A 16,632-nucleotide genomic window follows, 5' to 3' on the forward strand; every position below is an offset into this window, starting at 1 on the left:
CGACGCGGCCACGCGGGCGCGCGAGGAGGAGGAGAACCTCCGCAGGCGGTGGGACTCGACGCAGTCTGGGCTCCGGCAGCGGTTCGATGCGCCGATCAGCCGGGCCACCGAGATCACCCAAAAGACGCTCGGCCTGTTCCCCGTCCGCGTGTGGCGGCACTTCCTGCTCCGCAACGGGTTCCTCCTCGCGGCAGGAGTGAGCTATCAGGCGCTCTTCGCGATCTTCGCCGCCATCTACGTCGCATTGGTGGTCGTCGGGCTATGGCTCGGCGGGAGCGAGGATGCCGTTGCCGCCCTGATCGACGTCGTCAACAACTACCTTCCGGGCCTCATCGACGAGCACGGCGCCATCACCCCCGAGCAGGTCCAGGAGGTCGTGAGCCAGAGTTCGGGGGTGCTCGGAGTCACCGGTGTGATCGCGGTCGGCGCCCTCATCTGGACGGCGATCGGGTGGGTCACCTTCGCCCGGCGGTCGGTTCGCGACCTGTTCGGCCTTCCGGTCGATCCGCGCTCCTACTTCCTGCTCAAGGCGCGCGATCTCCTCGCAGCGCTCATCTTCGGGGTGGCGCTCGTACTGGGTGCGGCGCTCAGCTCGGCCGGAGGGCTGGCCCTGGCCGGGATCTTCAACCTGTTCGGGTGGAGCGGATCGAGGGTCATCGCCGCGACCATCCAGACCAGCTCGATCTTCGTGTCGTTCGCGATCAACGCGGCCGCGCTGGCGGCCCTCTTCCGGTTCCTCACCGGGACGAAGCTGCGCTGGCGGGTCATCTGGCCGGGCTCGCTCCTGGGCGGCGCGGCCCTGACGGTGCTTCAGCTGGGCGCGGGCCTGCTGCTGAGCTACACACCCTCGAACCCGCTGCTGGTGACCTTCGCGATCTTCATCGGGCTGCTGCTGTGGTTCCGACTCAACGGGATCGTCATGCTCGTCGCCGCGGCGTGGATCGCGGTGCACGCCGACGACCAGAAGATCCCGCTGCTCCCCAAGAGCGACGCCGAGCGGCTGCGTGAGGAGCACGCCGCGCTCGTGCTCGCCGCGCACGTGCGGCTGCGCACCGCACGCGAGGCGCGCGACCAGGCGCCCTGGTATCGCGCGTGGGCGGCCGACCGGGCCGTGCGGCAGGCGCAGGACGAGCTGGCCGCGGTCGAGGCATCCGCTCCTCCCCTCCCGCCCCGTCAGCAGCGCGCTACGTCGCCCGACCACGTCTGAGGTCGCGGCTAGGCTGGCGGTCGTGTCTCGCCGCGTCCGCATCGCCTCTGTCAACGTCAATGGCATCCGCGCCGCCGCCCGCAAGGGCATGCTCGGCTGGCTGTACGAGGCTGATGTCGACATCCTCGCGCTGCAGGAGGTGCGTGCCTCCGAAGCCGAGCTGCGCGCGGCGCTCCCGGGCTGGGACTTCGTGAACGATGAAGCCCTCGCAAAGGGCCGCGCAGGCGTGGCCGTCGCCAGTCGCCTCATGCCGGTCGAGGTGCGTCGCGAATTCGCCGACGAGGCGCTGGACACGACGGGCCGCTGGATCGAGACCGACTTCGACATCGACGGCGAGCGCCTCACCGTCGTCAGCGCGTATGTGTACACCGGCGAGGCCGAGACCGCGCGCCAGGACGCGAAGTGGGCCTTCCTCGATGCGATGGAGGCGCGGATGCCGCAGCTGGCGGTGACGACGCCCCTCGCGGTGATCATGGGCGATCTGAACGTCGGGCACCGTGAGCTCGACATCMGGAACTGGCGTGGCAACGTGAAGAAGGCGGGGTTCCTCCCCCGCGAGCGGGCGTACTTCGACCGCTTCCTCGGGACAGCGGGTGCAGACGTCACCGGCGTCGACGGGTCGACCGGCACCGGTCTCGGCTGGGTGGATGTGGGGCGGCGGTTCCACGGCGAGATCGACGGGCCGTACACGTGGTGGTCCAGCCGCGGCAAGGCCTTCGACAACGACACCGGCTGGCGCATCGACTACCAACTGGCGACGCCGGCCCTCGCGGAGCGGGTCGCCGACTATCGCGTCGTGCGGGCGCCCTCCTGGGACACCCGGTGGAGCGACCACGCGCCCGTCGTGGTGGACTACACCTTCGGGGGCTGACGGCCACGCTGCGTTGCGTGGCTTCGGTCCCAAAACTGCGACCCCGCCCGGCCCGTACTGGCCAGTTCTGAGACCACCCCGATCGGCCGGCGCTCCAGGCGCGGCTCCGGTCTCAGATCTGCGAACCGGCGACGCCTGCGCGTGGCGATTCTGAGACCGGCACATCGCGACAGCCGCGCCTGAGACCGCCGCAGGCGTGGGGGGCGCGGCATCCGTCGCCGTAGGATTGTCCGATGAGCAAACCCCGCCTCTACTCCGGTATGCAGCCTTCGGCCGACTCGCTGCAGGTCGGCAACTACATCGGGGCGCTCATGCAGTGGCGCGACCTGCAGGTGGCGTACGACGCGTACTTCTCGGTCGTCGACCTGCACGCGCTGACCCAGCCGAACGACCCCGCCGAGCTGCGCGAGAAGACCCGTCGCACCGCCGCGCAGTACATCGCCGCCGGCATCGAGCCGTCGAAGTCGACGCTGTACGTGCAGTCGCATGTGCCGGCGCACGCCGAGCTCGCCTGGATCCTCTCCACGGTCACGGGCTTCGGCGAGGCGGGACGGATGACGCAGTTCAAGGACAAGTCGCAGCGCTATGGCGCCGACACCACGTCCGTCGGACTGTTCACCTACCCGGTGCTGATGGCAGCCGACATCCTGCTGTACCAGACCGACATCGTGCCGGTCGGCGACGACCAGAAGCAGCACGTGGAGCTCACCCGCGACCTCGCAGAGCGCTTCAACGCCCGCTACGGCGAGACGTTCCGCGTGCCGATGCCCGTGATCCAGCAGGACACCGCGCGCATCTTCGACCTGCAGAACCCGACCGCGAAGATGTCGAAGTCCGCCGAGTCGGATGCCGGGGTCCTCTGGCTGCTCGATGACCCGGCGGTCTCGGCGAAGAAGATCATGCGGGCCGTGACCGACAGCGAAGGCTCAGTCCGGTTCGACCGTGAGGCCAAACCCGGAGTGTCGAACCTGCTCGTGATCTACGCCGCGCTCACCGGTCGGCAGATCCCCTCGATCGAGGACGAGTACGCCGGTCGCGGCTACGGCGACTTCAAGAAGGGTCTCGCCGAGGTCATCGTCAACGAGTTCGGGCCGGTGCGCGAGCGCGCACTCGGGCTGCTCGACGACCCAGCCGAGCTCGACCGCGTGCTGGGGGCGAACGCGGCGCGGGCCGCCGAGGTCGCTGGGCGCACCCTCAACGACGTGTACGACAAGGTCGGACTGCTCCGCCGGGCGTAGCGTTATCGGCCGGATCGCCACCTTCGCGCGCGGCTAGGGTGGTGCGATGCAACCCGTCGTGCTGCGAACTGCGCGCCTGACCTTGGCCATCCCTACTGCGGCGGACGTCGATGCGATCGCCGAAGCGGCACAGGACCCTGAGGTGCCCCGCTGGACCACGCTCCCCTCGCCCTACGCGCGGCGGGACGCCGAGCAGTTCATCGTCAAAGCGGCGGAGTGGTGGGATGCCGAGTCCGAACTGACCTGGGGCATCCGGGTGGACGACGACTGGGTGGGCATGCTCGGACTGCACCGTCTGGAGCGTGGCGGGTCGGCGGAGATCGGATACTGGATGGCGTTGTCCGCGCGCGGTCACGGTTACCTGACGGAGGCTGCGCGGGCCGTGATCGACTTCGCGTTCGACCCGGACGGGCTCGACCTGAAACGACTCGACTGGCGTGCGGTGGTGGGCAACGTCCCGTCTGCCCGGGCTGCGCGCTCCCTGGGGTTCCACTACGAAGGACTCCAGCGTCAGGCGCTCTCCGACCCGCGCGGTCGGCACGATGGCTGGATCGCGGGACTGCTCGTCACCGACGACCGTAAGCCGCAGCCCTGGGCCGTGCTCGGGGACTGACCCGCGTCGGCCGGGCGGCGAGCATGACGTCATGCCGGAGATGCCTGAGGTGCAGGGGCTCGTCGACTCCTACGGGAACGGGTGACGGGCCTCACCATCACGCGGGTCTCGGTCGCGAACATCGCCGCCGATAGGATCCGGGAATGGAACCCGTCGCGCTGCAGACGCCGCGGCTCGAGCTGTCGGTGCCGACGGGAGCCGACGTCGATGCCATCTTCGAGGCCTGTCAGGATGCGGCGATCGAGCGATACGTCGCGCTGCCGAGTCCGTACGAGCGGACACACGCGGAAGGCTTCATACCGCTCGTCGCCGAGCACTGGCAAACGGACTACGAGTACACCTGGGCGGTGCGGGCCGATGGCCGACTCGCGGGGATGATTGCGCTCCTGCGGAAGGACGACGGCTCCGCCGAGATCGGCTTCTGGATGGTCGCCGACGCCCGCGGTCGGGGAATCGTCACCGAGGCGGCACGCGCGGTGATCGACTGGGGCTTCTCGTCCGGCGGCGGGGGGCTTGACCGTATCGGATGGTATTCCGTCGCGGGAAACATTCCGTCCGCCCGTGCCGCACACACCCTGGGCTTCCGCTACGAAGGCCTGCTCCGTCGCGGGGTCGTCGGCAACCGCGGGCGCGAAGACGGCTGGATCGCGGGCCTGCTCGCGTCCGACGATCGGACCCCTCAGCCCTGGGCGGTGCTCGGGGACTGACCCGCGTCGGCCGGGGCATGCGAGGATGACGTCATGCCGGAGATGCCCGAGGTGCAGGGTCTCGTCGATTTCCTGCGGGAACGGGTGACGGGCCTCACCGTCACGCGGGTCTCGGTCGCGAACATTGCCGCGCTGAAGACGTACGACCCGCCGGTCGACGCCCTCAAGGGCGCCGAGGTCACCGGCGCGGCGCGCCACGGCAAGTTCCTGGACCTGTCTACGACAGTGGCCGGCGCCACGCCGTCCGATGCCGTCGCACCCGGACCGCACCTGATCTTCCACCTCGCGAAGGCGGGCTGGCTGCGCTGGTACGACACGCTGCCCGCCACGATCATCCGACCGGGGAAGACCCCGATCGCACTGCGGATCGCGCTCAGCGACGGCTCCGGCTTCGACCTCACCGAGGCCGGCACGAAGAAGTCCCTCGCGGTCTACGTCGCGCGCGCGCCGGCGGATGTGCCCGGGATCGCCCGGCTCGGGCCGGACCCGCTCGACCCCGCCTTCACCCGCGACACGCTCGCGGGGCTCCTCGCCGGCCGCCGCACCCAGATCAAGGGGGTGCTGCGCGACCAGTCGGTGATCGCGGGGGTCGGCAATGCGTACTCGGACGAGATTCTCCACGCCGCGAAGATGTCGCCCTACGCGCTCGCGGCGACTCTCACCGACGCCGATGTCGACGCGCTGTTATCCGCGATGACCACGACGCTCACCGAGGCCGTGACCGAAGCGACCGGCAAGCCCCCGGCCGAACTCAAGGATGCCAAGCGGCGCGGGATGCGCGTCCACGGTCGGCGCGGCGAGCTCTGCCCGGTGTGCGGCGACACCGTGCGCAGCGTCTTCTTCGCCGACAACTCGCTCGAGTACTGCCCCACGTGCCAGACCGGCGGCAAGATCCTGGCGGATCGCCGGCTCTCGCGACTGCTGAAGTAGGGTTCAGCCGTCGGTGGTGCCCATGAGGGTGCGCGCGTCGGCGTCGACCCAGTCGAGCGACTTCGACACCGCCTTCTTCCACTGCCCGTAGCGCTGCTCCCGCTCGTCCTCCGGCATCCGCGGCTCGAATCTCACGTCCTCGCGCCAGTGCACGCGCAGGTCGTCACGACTCGCCCACACCCCGGTGGCCAGCCCGGCCGCGTATGCGGCGCCGAGCGCCGTGGTCTCGACGACCTTCGGCCGCACGACCGGGACGCCGAGGATGTCGGCCTGGAACTGCATCAGCAGGTCGTTGCGCGTCATCCCGCCGTCCACCCGGATCTCTTCGAGTGACCGCCCCGTGTCGGCGACGACGGCTTCGACGACGTCGCGCGTCTGGAACGCCGTGGACTCGAGCGCCGCCCGGGCGATGTGCGCCTTGTTCACGAAGCGGGTCAGCCCGACGAGCGCGCCGCGCGCATCGGGGCGCCAATAGGGGGCGAACAGGCCGGAGAACGCGGGAACGAAGTAGGCCCCGCCGTTGTCGTCCACCGACGTCGCCAGCCGTTCTACGTCTTCGGACCGGCTGATGATGCCGAGATTGTCGCGCAGCCACTGCACGAGCGACCCGGTGACCGCGATCGACCCCTCGAGCGCATAGCGGGCGGGCTCGTCGCCGCACCGGTACGCGACGGTGGTGATGAGTCCGTTGCCGGAGCGCACGATGTCGGTCCCCGTGTTCACCAGCAGGAAGTTGCCCGTGCCGTAGGTGTTCTTGGACTCGCCCGCGTCGAACGCCGCCTGCCCGAACGTCGCCGCCTGCTGATCGCCGAGGATGCCGGCGATCGGCAGGCCGTCAGCCGCGCCGGGCAGCCTCGCCTCGCCCACGACCTCGGAAGACGACCGGATGTCGGGCATCATCGAACGCGGGATCCGCCACACATCGAGCAGCTCGTCCGACCAGTCGAGGGTGCGCAGATCCATCAGCAGGGTGCGGCTCGCGTTGGTGACGTCGGTGACGTGGATGCCGCCCCGCCGGCCGCCGGTCAGATTCCACACCACCCACGTGTCCGGCGTGCCGAAGAGCAGCTCGCCCGCCTCGGCCGCCGCACGGGCACCTGCCACATGGTCGAGGACCCACGCGATCTTGGAGGCCGAGAAGTACGTCGCGAGCGGGAGACCCGTGAGTTCGGTGAACCGCTCGGCGCGCCCGTCCGCGGCGCGGGCGAACTCGTCGATGCGCGGCTGGGTCCGCGTGTCCTGCCAGACCAGCGCGTTGTGGATCGGGCGCCCGGTGCGCCGATCCCACACCATGGCCGTCTCGCGCTGGTTGGTGACCCCGATGCCGGCGACGTCACGCGCCGCGAGATGTGCCTGCCCCAGTGCGGCGGAGGTCACCCACTCGACGTTCGTCCAGATCTCGACCGGGTCGTGCTCGACCCAGCCGGCGTGCTGCATGACCTGCTCGTGCTCGCGCTGCGCGACCGAGACGACCGAGCCGGTGACGTCGAAGACGATCGCCCGAGTGGAGGTGGTCCCCTGATCGATGGCCAGGACGTGATCGGCCACGTCGTCTCCTTCCTCGCGGGCAGCACTGCCCGCACGTGGTCTGCAGAAAACGTGCCGCCGACCCTCCGGTCACGCTATCGCGGTGATGGATGCCGCGTCCCACGACGGGTCGGCGGCGTGCACGCGGGCGAGGCCTCGGGCCGTTTCGGCGTCGACCCGCGCCGCATTCCAGCCGAGCACCGGCGCGATCGCCGCGGCGATCTCGCCGGCCACGGCCTCGGTGGCCGTGCCGGTGAAGGCAAGGCTCGTCCGTCGCATCAGCATGTCCTCGAGGTGCACCACGTCCTCGGTGCGAGCCAGGTGGCGCAGTTCGCCCGTGCTGTACGACCCGAGCGCCGCGAGCGGTGCGTCCGCGGCATCCGCTTCGATGGCGGCGATCACGTTCTCGGCGATGGTGCCGTACCGGTCGAGCAGGGTTGCGACGCGCTCGGCGCTGAGGCTGCCCGCGTGCGCGGCGACCCACTCCTCGCGCGCCCGCTCGGTCGTCGGGTACCCCCGCCCGCCGCCGATCGCGACGCCCTTGGTGGAGCACCGGCGGGGGCGGGCGAGCAGCGCGAGCGCGCGGTCGGCGAGGTGCTCGGCCGATGCGCGGAACGTAGTCCACTTGCCGCCGACGAGGCTGAGCACGGTCGCATCGCCGCCGGCGATCGTCTCGGCATCGATCCGGTACTCCCGCGAGACGAAGCCGGGGGCGACGTTCCCGTGCCCCGGCAGCGGGCGGACGCCCGAGAAGCGATAGACGATCTGCGACCGGCCCACCTGCACATCGGGCAGCACCTGCCGGACCAGGTCGATGAAGTAGTCGACCTCGGCCTCGGTGCACACGACCGGCTCGGACATTCTGTGCTCGAGGTCGGTCGTGCCCACGAGCACCCGCCCCTTGATCGGATAGATCAGGACGATCCGGCCGTCCTTGTTCTCGAAGAAGAGCTCGCGACCGCCGGTCGCCGCCAGCAGCTCGGGGTGATCGAGCACGATATGCGAGCCCTTGGTCCCGCCCATGTGCCGGGTGCGGTCGCCGAGCGCCCGGTTCGTGATGTCGGTCCAGGGCCCTGAGGCATTGATGACGACGGATGCCGCGAACGGCGTCTCCGCCCCGGTCTCGGTGTCGCGCAGGACGACGCGCCCGCGATCGACCGCGACCGCGGCCGTGTAGTTGGCTGCGCGCGCTCGGTCGCCGCCGGCGGCGCGCCCATCGCGGAGCACATCGAGTGCGAGCCGCTCCGGGTCGTGCAGCGAGGCATCCCAGTAGGTCGCGGTGTACTTGACCGTGGGATTGAGTGCCGGCAGCTGCGCGAGCGAGCGCTTGCGCCCGTGGAACTCGTGCCGGGGCACCCGGCCGCCGCCCCGCGAGAAGGCGTCGTAGATGACGAGCCCGATCTTGATCAGGGCGGCGCCCCGCTCGGTGTGACTGCCGCCGCCGTGCCGCAGGAACCGGAGGGGTGCACCGAGGACGCCGGAAAAGGTCGAGTAGATGGGGATCGTGGTCTGCAGCGGCCGCACATAGTGGGCAGCCGTCTGCAGCAGGCTGTTGCGCTCGGTGACGGACTCGTGGACGAGCCGGAACTCGCCGTTCTCGAGGTAGCGGATGCCGCCGTGGATCATGTGCGATGACGCCGCGGAGGCGCCGCTCACGAAGTCCGCACGCTCGACCAGGGCGACGTCAACGCCCTGCATCGCCAGGTCGCGGAACGTGGCCAGGCCGTTGATGCCGCCGCCGATGATCAGGACGTCCGCGTACGGGCGCTCGATCAGTGCGTCGAATCCTCGTGTCATGCCCACGGTCATGCGTTCCCCCCGGAGGTGCTGTGGTCGTCTCCTCCATGATGACACCGCTGTAAGTCACGGGATCCTGGGTTGACACAGCTTCATTCGCGGACATGGAATGAACTCGCGCTGAGGGCGTTGAGTAGGATCGAGAGCAACGAACGTGCTCCGGGGTCGGTGAGAATCCGAACCGGCGGTGACAGTCCGCGAGCCGAGGTTTCCGCATCCTGATGCGTGCCGAGGCCGATCCGGTGGAAATCCGGAACCGACGGTGATGCAGCAGACGAGCGCTGCGAGTCCGGATGGGAGGCAGCACGGGCGGCGTGATGTGCGCCGCCGCTTCCCTTCGCGCCCCGGTTGCACGCCATGGCGGGCAGGAAGACGGATGACGGCGACACAGGCAGAACGGGACGCGATGCGTCGCGCGCTCGGGCTTGCGTTGAGCGGGCCGCGAGGAGTCAATCCGCAAGTCGGTGCGGTCATCCTCTCCCCCGCCGGTGACCTGCTGTCAGACGGCTGGCATCGCGGCGCCAGCACCGCGCACGCCGAGGTCGATGCGCTGTCGAAGCTCGCCCCGGGCGCGGCGCGCGGCGCGACCGCCGTCGTCACGCTCGAGCCCTGCAATCACCACGGTCGCACCGGTCCCTGCGCGCAGGCGCTGATCGAGGCCGGCATCGCGCGGGTCGTGTACGCCGTGGACGACCCTGGCGTGAAGTCCTCCGGCGGCGCCGAGCACCTTCGCGCCGCGGGGGTCGAGGTCGAGGCCGGCCTGCTCGCCGACGAGGGCGCTGCGCTGCTCGAAGGCTGGCTGACCGTCCAGCGGCTCGACCGACCACACGTGACCGTGAAGTGGGCGCAGAGCCTCGACGGCCGGGCCGCGGCATCCGACGGCACGAGTCAGTGGATCACCGGCGCCGAGGCCCGCGCCGACGTGCACCGTCGCCGCGCCCTCGCCGATGCCATCGTGGCGGGCACCGGCACCGTGCTGGCGGACGACCCCGCGCTCACCGCACGCGACCCCGACGGCGCCCTCCTGCCACACCAGCCGATCCCGGTCGTCTTGGGAGCACGCGCGGTGCCCGCGGACGCGGCAGTGCGGCGGCATCCGCTCCCCGTCCTGCAGTACGACGGCACGGATCTGCGTGCGGTGCTCGCCAGACTGCGCGACCGAGGGGTGCAGCGCGTCTTCGTCGAAGGCGGCCCCACCGTGGCGAGCGCCTTCGTGCGCGCCGGCCTCGTCGACGAGGTGCTGGCCTACGTCGCGCCCGTGCTGCTCGGCGGCGGCCGCCTCGCCCTCGGCGACCTCGGCATCGGCACGATCGGCGACTCGCGCCGCCTGGCCGTGGCATCCGTCGAACGACTCGGCGACGACCTGCTGATCGTCGCCCACCCCATCGAAGGGACCCGCTGATGTTCACCGGAATCGTGGAAGAGATCGGTGCGGTGACAGCCGTCGCCGCGTCGGGAGACGGTGTGCGCCTGACGGTGCGCGCCCCGAAGGCGGTGTCGGATGCCGCGCACGGCGACTCGATCTCGGTCAGCGGCGTCTGCCTCACGGTCGTCGACCAGGGCGAGGACTGGTTCACCGCCGATGTGATGCGCCAGACGCTCGAGATGTCGACGCTCGACGGCGTTGCGCCCKGGCGCGTGGTGAACATCGAACGCGCGACCGCGGCGCACGGACGCCTCGGCGGTCACATCGTGCAGKGGCACATCGACGGCACGGGCGAACTGCTCGAAGTTCGGCCCGGCGCGCAGTGGCGCGTGCTGCGCATCTCGCTTCCGGATGCTTTGGCCCCGCTCGTCGTCGACAAGGGCTCGATCGCCGTGGACGGCGTCTCACTCACCGTCAGCGCCGCCAGCGACCCTTCGACAGGCTCCGGGACCCCTTCGGGCGGTCACTGGTTCGAGGTGTCGCTCATTCCAGAGACGCTCGAAGCCACCACGCTCGGCTCTCGGGTCGCCGGCGAGCGCGTCAACCTCGAGACCGACATCCTGGCGCGCCATGTGCAGCGCCTCCTCGCCTTCACCCCGCAAGCCGCTACAACCGAAGGGGGCTCGCGATGAGCCTTGCCACCATTCCCGAAGCGCTCGACGCGCTGCGCGCCGGACGCCCGGTCATCGTCGCAGACGATGAGAACCGCGAGAACGAGGGTGATGTCATCCTCTCCGCCGAACTGGCGACCCCCGAGTGGGTCGCCTGGACTGTGCGGTGGTCGAGCGGATTCATCTGCGCCCCGATGCCCGCGGAATGGGCCGACCGGCTCGACCTGCCGCCGATGGTCGCGGTGAACGAGGACGCCCGCGGCACCGCGTACACGGTGAGCGTCGACGCCGCCGACCGCGTTTCGACGGGCATCAGCGCCACCGACCGCGCACACACCCTCAACGTGCTCGCGAACCCCGCGTCGAAGCCGACGAGCGTCACCCGGCCGGGTCACATCCTGCCGCTGCGCGCCGTCGACGGCGGTGTGCGGGAGCGCGGTGGCCACACCGAGGCCGCGGTGGAGCTCATGCGCCTTGCCGGCCTCCAGCCGGTCGGCGCCATCGCCGAGGTGGTCGCCGAAGACGGCTCGATGCTGCGTCTGCCCGGCCTCGTAGAGCTCGGTGAGCGCGACGGCGTGCCCGTCATCACGATCGAGCAGCTCATCGCATACCTCGAAGAGCATGAACCGCTCGAGACGCCGACGCACTCGGCCTCCCGGCGTCACGTCAGCCTGCGCGCCGAGGCGAACGTCCCGACCGCGCACGGCCAGTTCCGCTTCCTCGCCTACAAGGACCGCGTGACCGGCACCGACCACCTCGCCGTCGTCTCCGGCGACCTCACCGATGAGGCCCCGCTGGTGCGGGTGCACTCCGAGTGCCTGACCGGCGAGGCGTTCGACTCGCTCAAGTGCGAGTGCGGCCCGCAGCTCGGGGCGGCGCTTGACGCGATCGCGCGGGACGGCGGCGTGGTCATCTATATGCGGGGCCATGAGGGACGGGGCATCGGCCTCATCAACAAGCTGCGGGCCTACAGCCTGCAGGAGCGCGGCCTCGACACCGTCGACGCCAATCTCGCCCTCGGCCTGCCCGCCGACGCCCGCGATTACGCGGCGGCGGCCGGGATCCTCTCCGATCTCGGCGTCGAGAAGGTGCGACTGCTGACCAACAACTCCGACAAGGTCAACCAGCTGCGGGAGTTCGGCCTCGACATCGTCGAGCAGGTGCCGCTGCTGGTCGGAATCGGACCGAACAACCACCAGTACCTGGCCACCAAGCGCGACCGGATGGGCCACCTCATCGACCAGCAGGACCTCACCGACGCCCTCGCGGCGCTGCACCACAACGAAGGAGCCGGCGCATGAGCGGCAAAGGAGCACCGATCCTCGGCAGCACCGACGGAACGGGCCTCGAGGTCGTCATCGTCGCCGGGCTGTGGCATCCGGTCATCACCGATGGCTTGATCGGCGGCGCGCAGCGCGCTCTCGACGCGGCCGGCGCGAACTGGCGGCTGGTGCGCGTTCCGGGCTCGTTCGAGCTGCCGGTGGTCGCGAAGGCGGCGCTGGATGCCGGCGCCGACGCGGCGGTCGCGCTCGGCGTGATCATCCGCGGCGGCACCCCGCACTTCGACTTCGTGTCGTCGGCGGCCACCGACGGGCTCACCCGCGTCGCACTCGACACCGGCAAGCCGGTCGGCTTCGGCGTGCTCACCCTCGACGATGAGCAGCAGGGGCTCGATCGTGCGGGACTGCCCGGTTCGATCGAGGACAAGGGCTTCGAAGCAGCGGATGCCGCGATCCGCACCGTGCGCGTCCTCCAGGAGCTGCGCGACGCACAGCGCCGGCCGGCCGGGTTCTAGGTCGATCCCTCACGACCGGACTTAACCTTCAGTAGTACGTAAGGTATCGTGGGCGCCATGGAAACCCTCCGCCACGTCGTCGTCCTCATCCACCTCGTCGGCTTCGCCCTGCTCTTCGGCGCGTGGGCAGTCGAGGCGTACAACCGCCGGCTGCAGGTCACTCCGCTGATGCAGTGGGGTCTCGGCATCGCCGCGCTCGCGGGGCTCGCCCTCGCCGCACCCTGGGGCATCGAGTACGACCTGAACTACGTCAAGCTTGGCGTGAAGCTGCTCGTGCTGCTCGCTATCGGCGCGCTCCTCGGCATCGGGTCCGTCCGCCAGCGCAAGAACGGCTCGGTGCCGCCGGGCATCTTCTGGTCGATCGGCGTACTGACTCTCGGCAACGCCGCGATCGCACTCATCTGGCGCTGACTCAGCATCCCTCCAGCACGGCCTGGGCGGCCGCCTTGTCGGCGGAGTTGATGCCGAGGTCGTAGGCGTCCAGCACGTCGACGAAGTTCTCGACGTACTGGCAGCGCAGCTCAGGAACCGGCGGCAGCCACTCGCTCGGACCGGAGGCGCTCTTCTCCTGGTTCATCTCCTCTGAGGCCGCGACGAGGTTGCGCGGGTCATTGGCGAACTGGGTGCGCAGTTCATCGGTCCAGTACTCGGCGCCGTGCCCCCACGACCAGCCGAGGGCCACGACGTGGTCGATCTGGACCAGCACCGAAGTGTCGAAGCCGGAGACGAAGTCGACGTGCACGCCGTCGTAGGGGTCGATGAGCAGCCCGCTGAGCACCTTGCAGTTGTTGGTGCCCGCCTTGAAGACGGGGTCGAGCAGGTCCCGCCCGAGGACGTCGTTGCGGGTGTCGCACCCGTTCCGGTCGACGTCGGCCCAGCGCTGTCCGAACCGATCCCGGTCATAGGGGATCTCCGAGTAACCGGAGACCACCTGGAGTGACTCCAGTTCGGCCTGCGCGGCTGCCGCGTCTGCGCCTGGCGTGCCGGCGGGGGCGGCTGCGGCATCCGAACCAGGCGCCGCATCGGAGCTCGTCCCGGATGCCGGGACCACTCCCGAGGTCGCGCGCGGCAAGCCGACCGACAGCGCCAGCACGACGACGAGGATGAGCCCCGCGCCGAGGCCGGCGACCGATGCGCGGCGCACACGCGGCCGGAGCATGACCCACCCCATCAGTCGAGGAAGAGCGCGCGGAGCCGCTTCGTCGTGAAGACGAGTCCGAAGGCGATCATCACCAGGTAGTAGAGGATGTGGATCCACATGTCCGGGCTCATGACCCCGGTCGTGAAGCCGCGCACGAGTTCGACGCCGTGCCACAGCGGGAAGGCCATGACGAGAGCCTGCACCCACTCCGGGTAGACGGTGATCGGGTAGAACGTCGCCGAGAAGAGGAACATCGGCAACAGGAAGAAGTTGATCCAGTCCATGTGCTGGAAGGTCTTCATGTAGCTCGTGACCGCCATGCCGACGCTCGCGAACCCGAAGGCGATGAGCAGCACCGCGGGGATCGCGAGGATCGCGGTGGGTGCGAGGTTCAGCCCGAGGATCTGCATGATGATCAGGAAGCCGGTCGCGTACATCAGTCCGCGCAGCAGCGCGTAGAGGATCTCGCCGAGCGCGACATCCAGCGGTCCGAGCGAGGTGGCCAGCATGCCCTCATAGAGCCGGCCGTAGTTCAGCTTGAAGAACACGTTCCAGGTCGAGTCGTAGATCGCACCGTTCATCGCCGACACGGCCAGCAGCGCGGGGGCGATGAAGGCGGCATACGGCACCTCGACGCCGCCCGAGGTCGGCACGTCGCCGATCAGCGCGCCGAGCCCGAGCCCCATCGAGGCGAGGAAGAACACCGGCTCGAAGAAGCCCGAGAACACCACCATCCAGCTCGACGAGCGCGCCGCGATGAGCCCGCGCTGCACGACCGCGCCCGGATTGCCCGCCCACAAGGAGCGCACCCCGCCGGCACGGACGGGGGCCACTGCTGTCGTCGCGCTCATTTCGCCAGCCTTGTCGTGAAGATCCGCCGGGCGAGTGCGAAGCCACCGACGGCGAGGAGCAGGAGGTAGCCGAGGTGCACCCACACGAGCGGGTTGTCGCCCAGCGACCCGTACGTCGCGATGCGCCCCAGCTCGGTGGCGTGCCACAGCGGCGAGATCCACCCGATCCACTGCAGCCAGATCGGCAGCGTCGCGAGCGGATAGAAGGTGCCCGAGAACAGGAACATCGGCACGAAGATGAACCGCTGCACCATCGCGAACTGGCCCTTGTCGTCTTCGATCGACGCGGCGTACGCCATCAGGGGGATGCCGAACGCGAGCCCGGCGAGCACGCCGACCGGGATCGTCAGCCACCCGGTCTCGGGGTTGGGCACGGCACCGAACAGCCAGATGAAGAGGTAGTAGAGCGCCACAGTGACGAACATGCGCGCCGAGGCGCCCACGACCACTCCCCCCGCGATCTGGGGGGACCCCAGCGGCGAGGCGTTGAAGCCGTAGAAGTACCGCCGCCATTTGAACCCGGCCATGACCGGGAACGTGAACTCCTCGGTGCTCACCGAGACCGCCGCGGTCATCAGCAGCGCCGGCGCGACGAATACGAGGTACGAAACCTCCTGCCCGCGATCCGACACGGGCGCGTCGATCAGCGCCGCGAGGCCGACCGCCATGCCGAGCAGGTACAGGATCGGCTGTCCGAGCGAGCCCACGATGATCGTCCACCCGTAGGCGCGCATCGCGCGCACCATGTGCTCCGTGACGTACCAGGTGCCGAAGCGGCGCGGCTTCTGCCCCCACTCCATGGCCTCCGCCCGAAGTTCGTCGAGGGACGGGTACTCGGATGTGACGGATGCCGGGGCCCCCGGCATCCGTGGCTCCAAGGGTGGTTCCGCAGCGCCGTCGAAGGGCTCGCCGACCGGATCGGGAGTCATTCGATCAGCGTCCGTCCGGTGAGCTTGAGGAAGACGTCTTCGAGGCTCGCGCGGCGCACCAGCGAGGTGATCGGCTCGAGTCCGGCGGCGGTGACCCGCTCGAGCGCGTGCTCGCCGTTCGCGGTGTAGATGAGGATCCGGTCGGGGAGCACCTCGACGCGGTCGCCGATGCCCTCGAGCTGCGGGGCGACCTGCTGGTTGCGGTCGGAGCCGAAGCGCACCTCGAGCACCTCGCGGCTGGAGTGCTCGCGGATGAGGGAGGCCGGGGTGCCCTCGGCCATGATCTGGCCCTTGTCGACGACGACGAGGCGGTCGCAGAGCTGCTCAGCCTCATCCATGTAGTGCGTCGTGAGGACGAGGGTCGTGCCGCGCTCCTTGAGCCGGAAGAGGCGGTCCCACAGGACGTGGCGTGCCTGCGGGTCGAGCCCGGTGGTCGGCTCGTCGAGCAGCAGGATGCGGGGGTCGTTGATGAGGCCGCGCGCGATCGTGAGGCGGCGCTTCATGCCGCCGGAGAGCTGGTCGACCTTGCTCTTGGCCTTGTCGCCCAGCTGCGCGAAGTCGAGCAGCTCGTCGGCCTTCTGCGCGCAGACCTTGCCGGGCAGGCCGAAGTAGCGGCCGTAGATGTAGAGGTTCTCGCGGGCGTTGAGCTCGCCGTCGAGGTTGTCCTGCTGCGGCACGACCCCCAGGCGGGAACGGATCTCGGGCCCATGCTGGTCGGGATCGAGGCCGAGGATGCTCAGGCTCCCGCTCGTGCGCGTCGAGACGGCGCCGACCATCTTCATCGTCGTGGACTTGCCCGCGCCGTTCGGGCCGAGCAGCCCGAACGACTCCCCCGGCGCGACCTCGAACGACAGTCCGTCGACCGCGAGGAAATCGGGCTTGCCCTTGACCTTGTAGGCCTTGACGAGGTTCTTGGCTTCGATCACGGGGGCAGGCACCGAACAACCCTAACCCCGCCCTCCGACGTGCAAAGGGCGAGGGTCGTCAAC

The 16,632-nt window shown here is 69.9% G+C and carries 17 protein-coding genes and 1 riboswitch; of the genes, 11 read left to right on the forward strand and 6 right to left on the reverse strand.

The window, feature by feature from the left end; all coding sequences use genetic code 11:
• The 6 genes from ACXJ3V_RS09150 to ACXJ3V_RS09175 form a co-directional block, all read left to right on the forward strand.
• On the forward strand, positions 1-1,207 hold a 1,207-nt coding region (locus ACXJ3V_RS09150; protein WP_457099980.1), incomplete at its 5' end, for a YihY/virulence factor BrkB family protein.
• Between the two features lie 22 nt (positions 1,208-1,229).
• Positions 1,230-2,078: an exodeoxyribonuclease III gene (locus ACXJ3V_RS09155; RefSeq protein WP_457099981.1), complete on the forward strand. Its 849-nt coding sequence runs from the start codon at positions 1,230-1,232 to the stop codon at positions 2,076-2,078.
• Positions 2,079-2,311: 233 nt separating this feature from the next.
• On the forward strand, positions 2,312-3,316 hold the full coding sequence (trpS, locus tag ACXJ3V_RS09160; protein ID WP_457099982.1) for a tryptophan--tRNA ligase: 1,005 nt from the start codon (positions 2,312-2,314) through the stop codon (positions 3,314-3,316).
• A 46-nt stretch (positions 3,317-3,362) separates the two neighbouring features.
• Positions 3,363-3,929, forward strand: coding sequence for a GNAT family N-acetyltransferase (locus ACXJ3V_RS09165; protein ID WP_457099983.1), 567 nt, complete (start codon positions 3,363-3,365; stop codon positions 3,927-3,929).
• A gap of 143 nt (positions 3,930-4,072) precedes the next feature.
• Positions 4,073-4,636, forward strand: a complete 564-nt coding sequence (locus ACXJ3V_RS09170) for a GNAT family N-acetyltransferase (RefSeq protein WP_457099984.1) — start codon at positions 4,073-4,075, stop codon at positions 4,634-4,636.
• A gap of 33 nt (positions 4,637-4,669) precedes the next feature.
• Positions 4,670-5,566 carry an Fpg/Nei family DNA glycosylase gene (locus ACXJ3V_RS09175; RefSeq protein ID WP_457099985.1) on the forward strand — a complete coding sequence of 299 codons (897 nt, stop codon included), beginning with the start codon at positions 4,670-4,672 and terminating at the stop codon, positions 5,564-5,566.
• 3 nt (positions 5,567-5,569) lie between these two features.
• Here the strand turns inward: ACXJ3V_RS09175 and glpK are convergent, their stop codons facing one another.
• Positions 5,570-7,114, reverse strand: a complete 1,545-nt coding sequence (gene glpK, locus ACXJ3V_RS09180) for a glycerol kinase GlpK (RefSeq protein ID WP_457099986.1) — start codon at positions 7,112-7,114, stop codon at positions 5,570-5,572.
• Between the two features lie 69 nt (positions 7,115-7,183).
• A complete protein-coding gene (locus ACXJ3V_RS09185; RefSeq protein WP_457099987.1) occupies positions 7,184-8,890 on the reverse strand; it encodes an FAD-dependent oxidoreductase in 1,707 nt (568 codons plus the stop codon).
• 151 nt (positions 8,891-9,041) lie between these two features.
• Positions 9,042-9,200, forward strand: a riboswitch (FMN riboswitch).
• A gap of 66 nt (positions 9,201-9,266) precedes the next feature.
• On the opposite strand from ACXJ3V_RS09185, the gene ribD reads away from it, so the two are divergent.
• From ribD to ACXJ3V_RS09210, 5 genes are read left to right on the forward strand one after another with little or no spacing between them, the layout of a single operon-like run.
• Complete coding sequence (gene ribD, locus ACXJ3V_RS09190) at positions 9,267-10,292, forward strand: bifunctional diaminohydroxyphosphoribosylaminopyrimidine deaminase/5-amino-6-(5-phosphoribosylamino)uracil reductase RibD (RefSeq protein WP_457099988.1); 1,026 nt, start codon at positions 9,267-9,269, stop codon at positions 10,290-10,292.
• Positions 10,292-10,948: a riboflavin synthase gene (locus tag ACXJ3V_RS09195; RefSeq protein ID WP_457099989.1), complete on the forward strand. Its 657-nt coding sequence runs from the start codon at positions 10,292-10,294 to the stop codon at positions 10,946-10,948. Before ribD ends, ACXJ3V_RS09195 begins: the two co-directional genes overlap by 1 nt.
• Entirely contained in the window at positions 10,945-12,228 is a 1,284-nt protein-coding gene (gene ribA / locus ACXJ3V_RS09200) for a GTP cyclohydrolase II (RefSeq protein ID WP_457099990.1), read from the forward strand. Before ACXJ3V_RS09195 ends, ribA begins: the two co-directional genes overlap by 4 nt.
• Positions 12,225-12,722 (forward strand): 6,7-dimethyl-8-ribityllumazine synthase, encoded by a 498-nt coding sequence (gene ribH, locus ACXJ3V_RS09205; RefSeq protein WP_457099991.1) that lies wholly within the window; start codon positions 12,225-12,227, stop codon positions 12,720-12,722. Before ribA ends, ribH begins: the two co-directional genes overlap by 4 nt.
• 57 nt (positions 12,723-12,779) lie before the next feature.
• Positions 12,780-13,133 carry a Fe-S protein gene (locus tag ACXJ3V_RS09210; protein WP_457099992.1) on the forward strand — a complete coding sequence of 118 codons (354 nt, stop codon included), beginning with the start codon at positions 12,780-12,782 and terminating at the stop codon, positions 13,131-13,133.
• Between the two features lies 1 nt (position 13,134).
• Here the strand turns inward: ACXJ3V_RS09210 and ACXJ3V_RS09215 are convergent, their stop codons facing one another.
• From ACXJ3V_RS09215 to ACXJ3V_RS09230, 4 genes are read right to left on the reverse strand one after another with little or no spacing between them, the layout of a single operon-like run.
• The gene (locus ACXJ3V_RS09215; RefSeq protein ID WP_457099993.1) at positions 13,135-13,881 is read right to left on the reverse strand and encodes an HNH endonuclease family protein; all 747 of its coding nucleotides are present in this window, start codon (positions 13,879-13,881) and stop codon (positions 13,135-13,137) included.
• 11 nt (positions 13,882-13,892) lie between these two features.
• The gene (locus tag ACXJ3V_RS09220) at positions 13,893-14,714 is read right to left on the reverse strand and encodes an ABC transporter permease (protein WP_457099994.1); all 822 of its coding nucleotides are present in this window, start codon (positions 14,712-14,714) and stop codon (positions 13,893-13,895) included.
• Positions 14,711-15,580, reverse strand: a complete 870-nt coding sequence (locus ACXJ3V_RS09225) for an ABC transporter permease (RefSeq protein WP_457100149.1) — start codon at positions 15,578-15,580, stop codon at positions 14,711-14,713. Before ACXJ3V_RS09225 ends, ACXJ3V_RS09220 begins: the two co-directional genes overlap by 4 nt.
• 59 nt (positions 15,581-15,639) lie before the next feature.
• Positions 15,640-16,581 carry an ABC transporter ATP-binding protein gene (locus ACXJ3V_RS09230; protein WP_457099995.1) on the reverse strand — a complete coding sequence of 314 codons (942 nt, stop codon included), beginning with the start codon at positions 16,579-16,581 and terminating at the stop codon, positions 15,640-15,642.
• Between the last annotated feature and the right edge of the window lie 51 nt (positions 16,582-16,632).

It is taken from the genome of Microbacterium sp. P5_E9 (assembly GCF_054049175.1).

What these genes read in the sequence shown, in the direction of transcription:
- ribD (WP_457099988.1), top strand. Translation starts at nt 9,267, where the DNA reads ATGACGGCGACACAGGCAGAACGGGACGCGATGCGTCGCGCGCTCGGG.
- ACXJ3V_RS09185 (WP_457099987.1), bottom strand. Translation starts at nt 8,890, where the DNA reads ATGACACGAGGATTCGACGCACTGATCGAGCGCCCGTACGCGGACGTC.
- ACXJ3V_RS09220 (WP_457099994.1), bottom strand. Translation starts at nt 14,714, where the DNA reads ATGAGCGCGACGACAGCAGTGGCCCCCGTCCGTGCCGGCGGGGTGCGC.
- trpS (WP_457099982.1), top strand. Translation starts at nt 2,312, where the DNA reads ATGAGCAAACCCCGCCTCTACTCCGGTATGCAGCCTTCGGCCGACTCG.
- ACXJ3V_RS09215 (WP_457099993.1), bottom strand. Translation starts at nt 13,881, where the DNA reads ATGCTCCGGCCGCGTGTGCGCCGCGCATCGGTCGCCGGCCTCGGCGCG.
- ACXJ3V_RS09210 (WP_457099992.1), top strand. Translation starts at nt 12,780, where the DNA reads ATGGAAACCCTCCGCCACGTCGTCGTCCTCATCCACCTCGTCGGCTTC.
- ACXJ3V_RS09175 (WP_457099985.1), top strand. Translation starts at nt 4,670, where the DNA reads ATGCCGGAGATGCCCGAGGTGCAGGGTCTCGTCGATTTCCTGCGGGAA.
- ACXJ3V_RS09165 (WP_457099983.1), top strand. Translation starts at nt 3,363, where the DNA reads ATGCAACCCGTCGTGCTGCGAACTGCGCGCCTGACCTTGGCCATCCCT.
- ACXJ3V_RS09170 (WP_457099984.1), top strand. Translation starts at nt 4,073, where the DNA reads ATGGAACCCGTCGCGCTGCAGACGCCGCGGCTCGAGCTGTCGGTGCCG.
- ACXJ3V_RS09225 (WP_457100149.1), bottom strand. Translation starts at nt 15,580, where the DNA reads ATGCCGGGGGCCCCGGCATCCGTCACATCCGAGTACCCGTCCCTCGAC.
- ribA (WP_457099990.1), top strand. Translation starts at nt 10,945, where the DNA reads ATGAGCCTTGCCACCATTCCCGAAGCGCTCGACGCGCTGCGCGCCGGA.
- ribH (WP_457099991.1), top strand. Translation starts at nt 12,225, where the DNA reads ATGAGCGGCAAAGGAGCACCGATCCTCGGCAGCACCGACGGAACGGGC.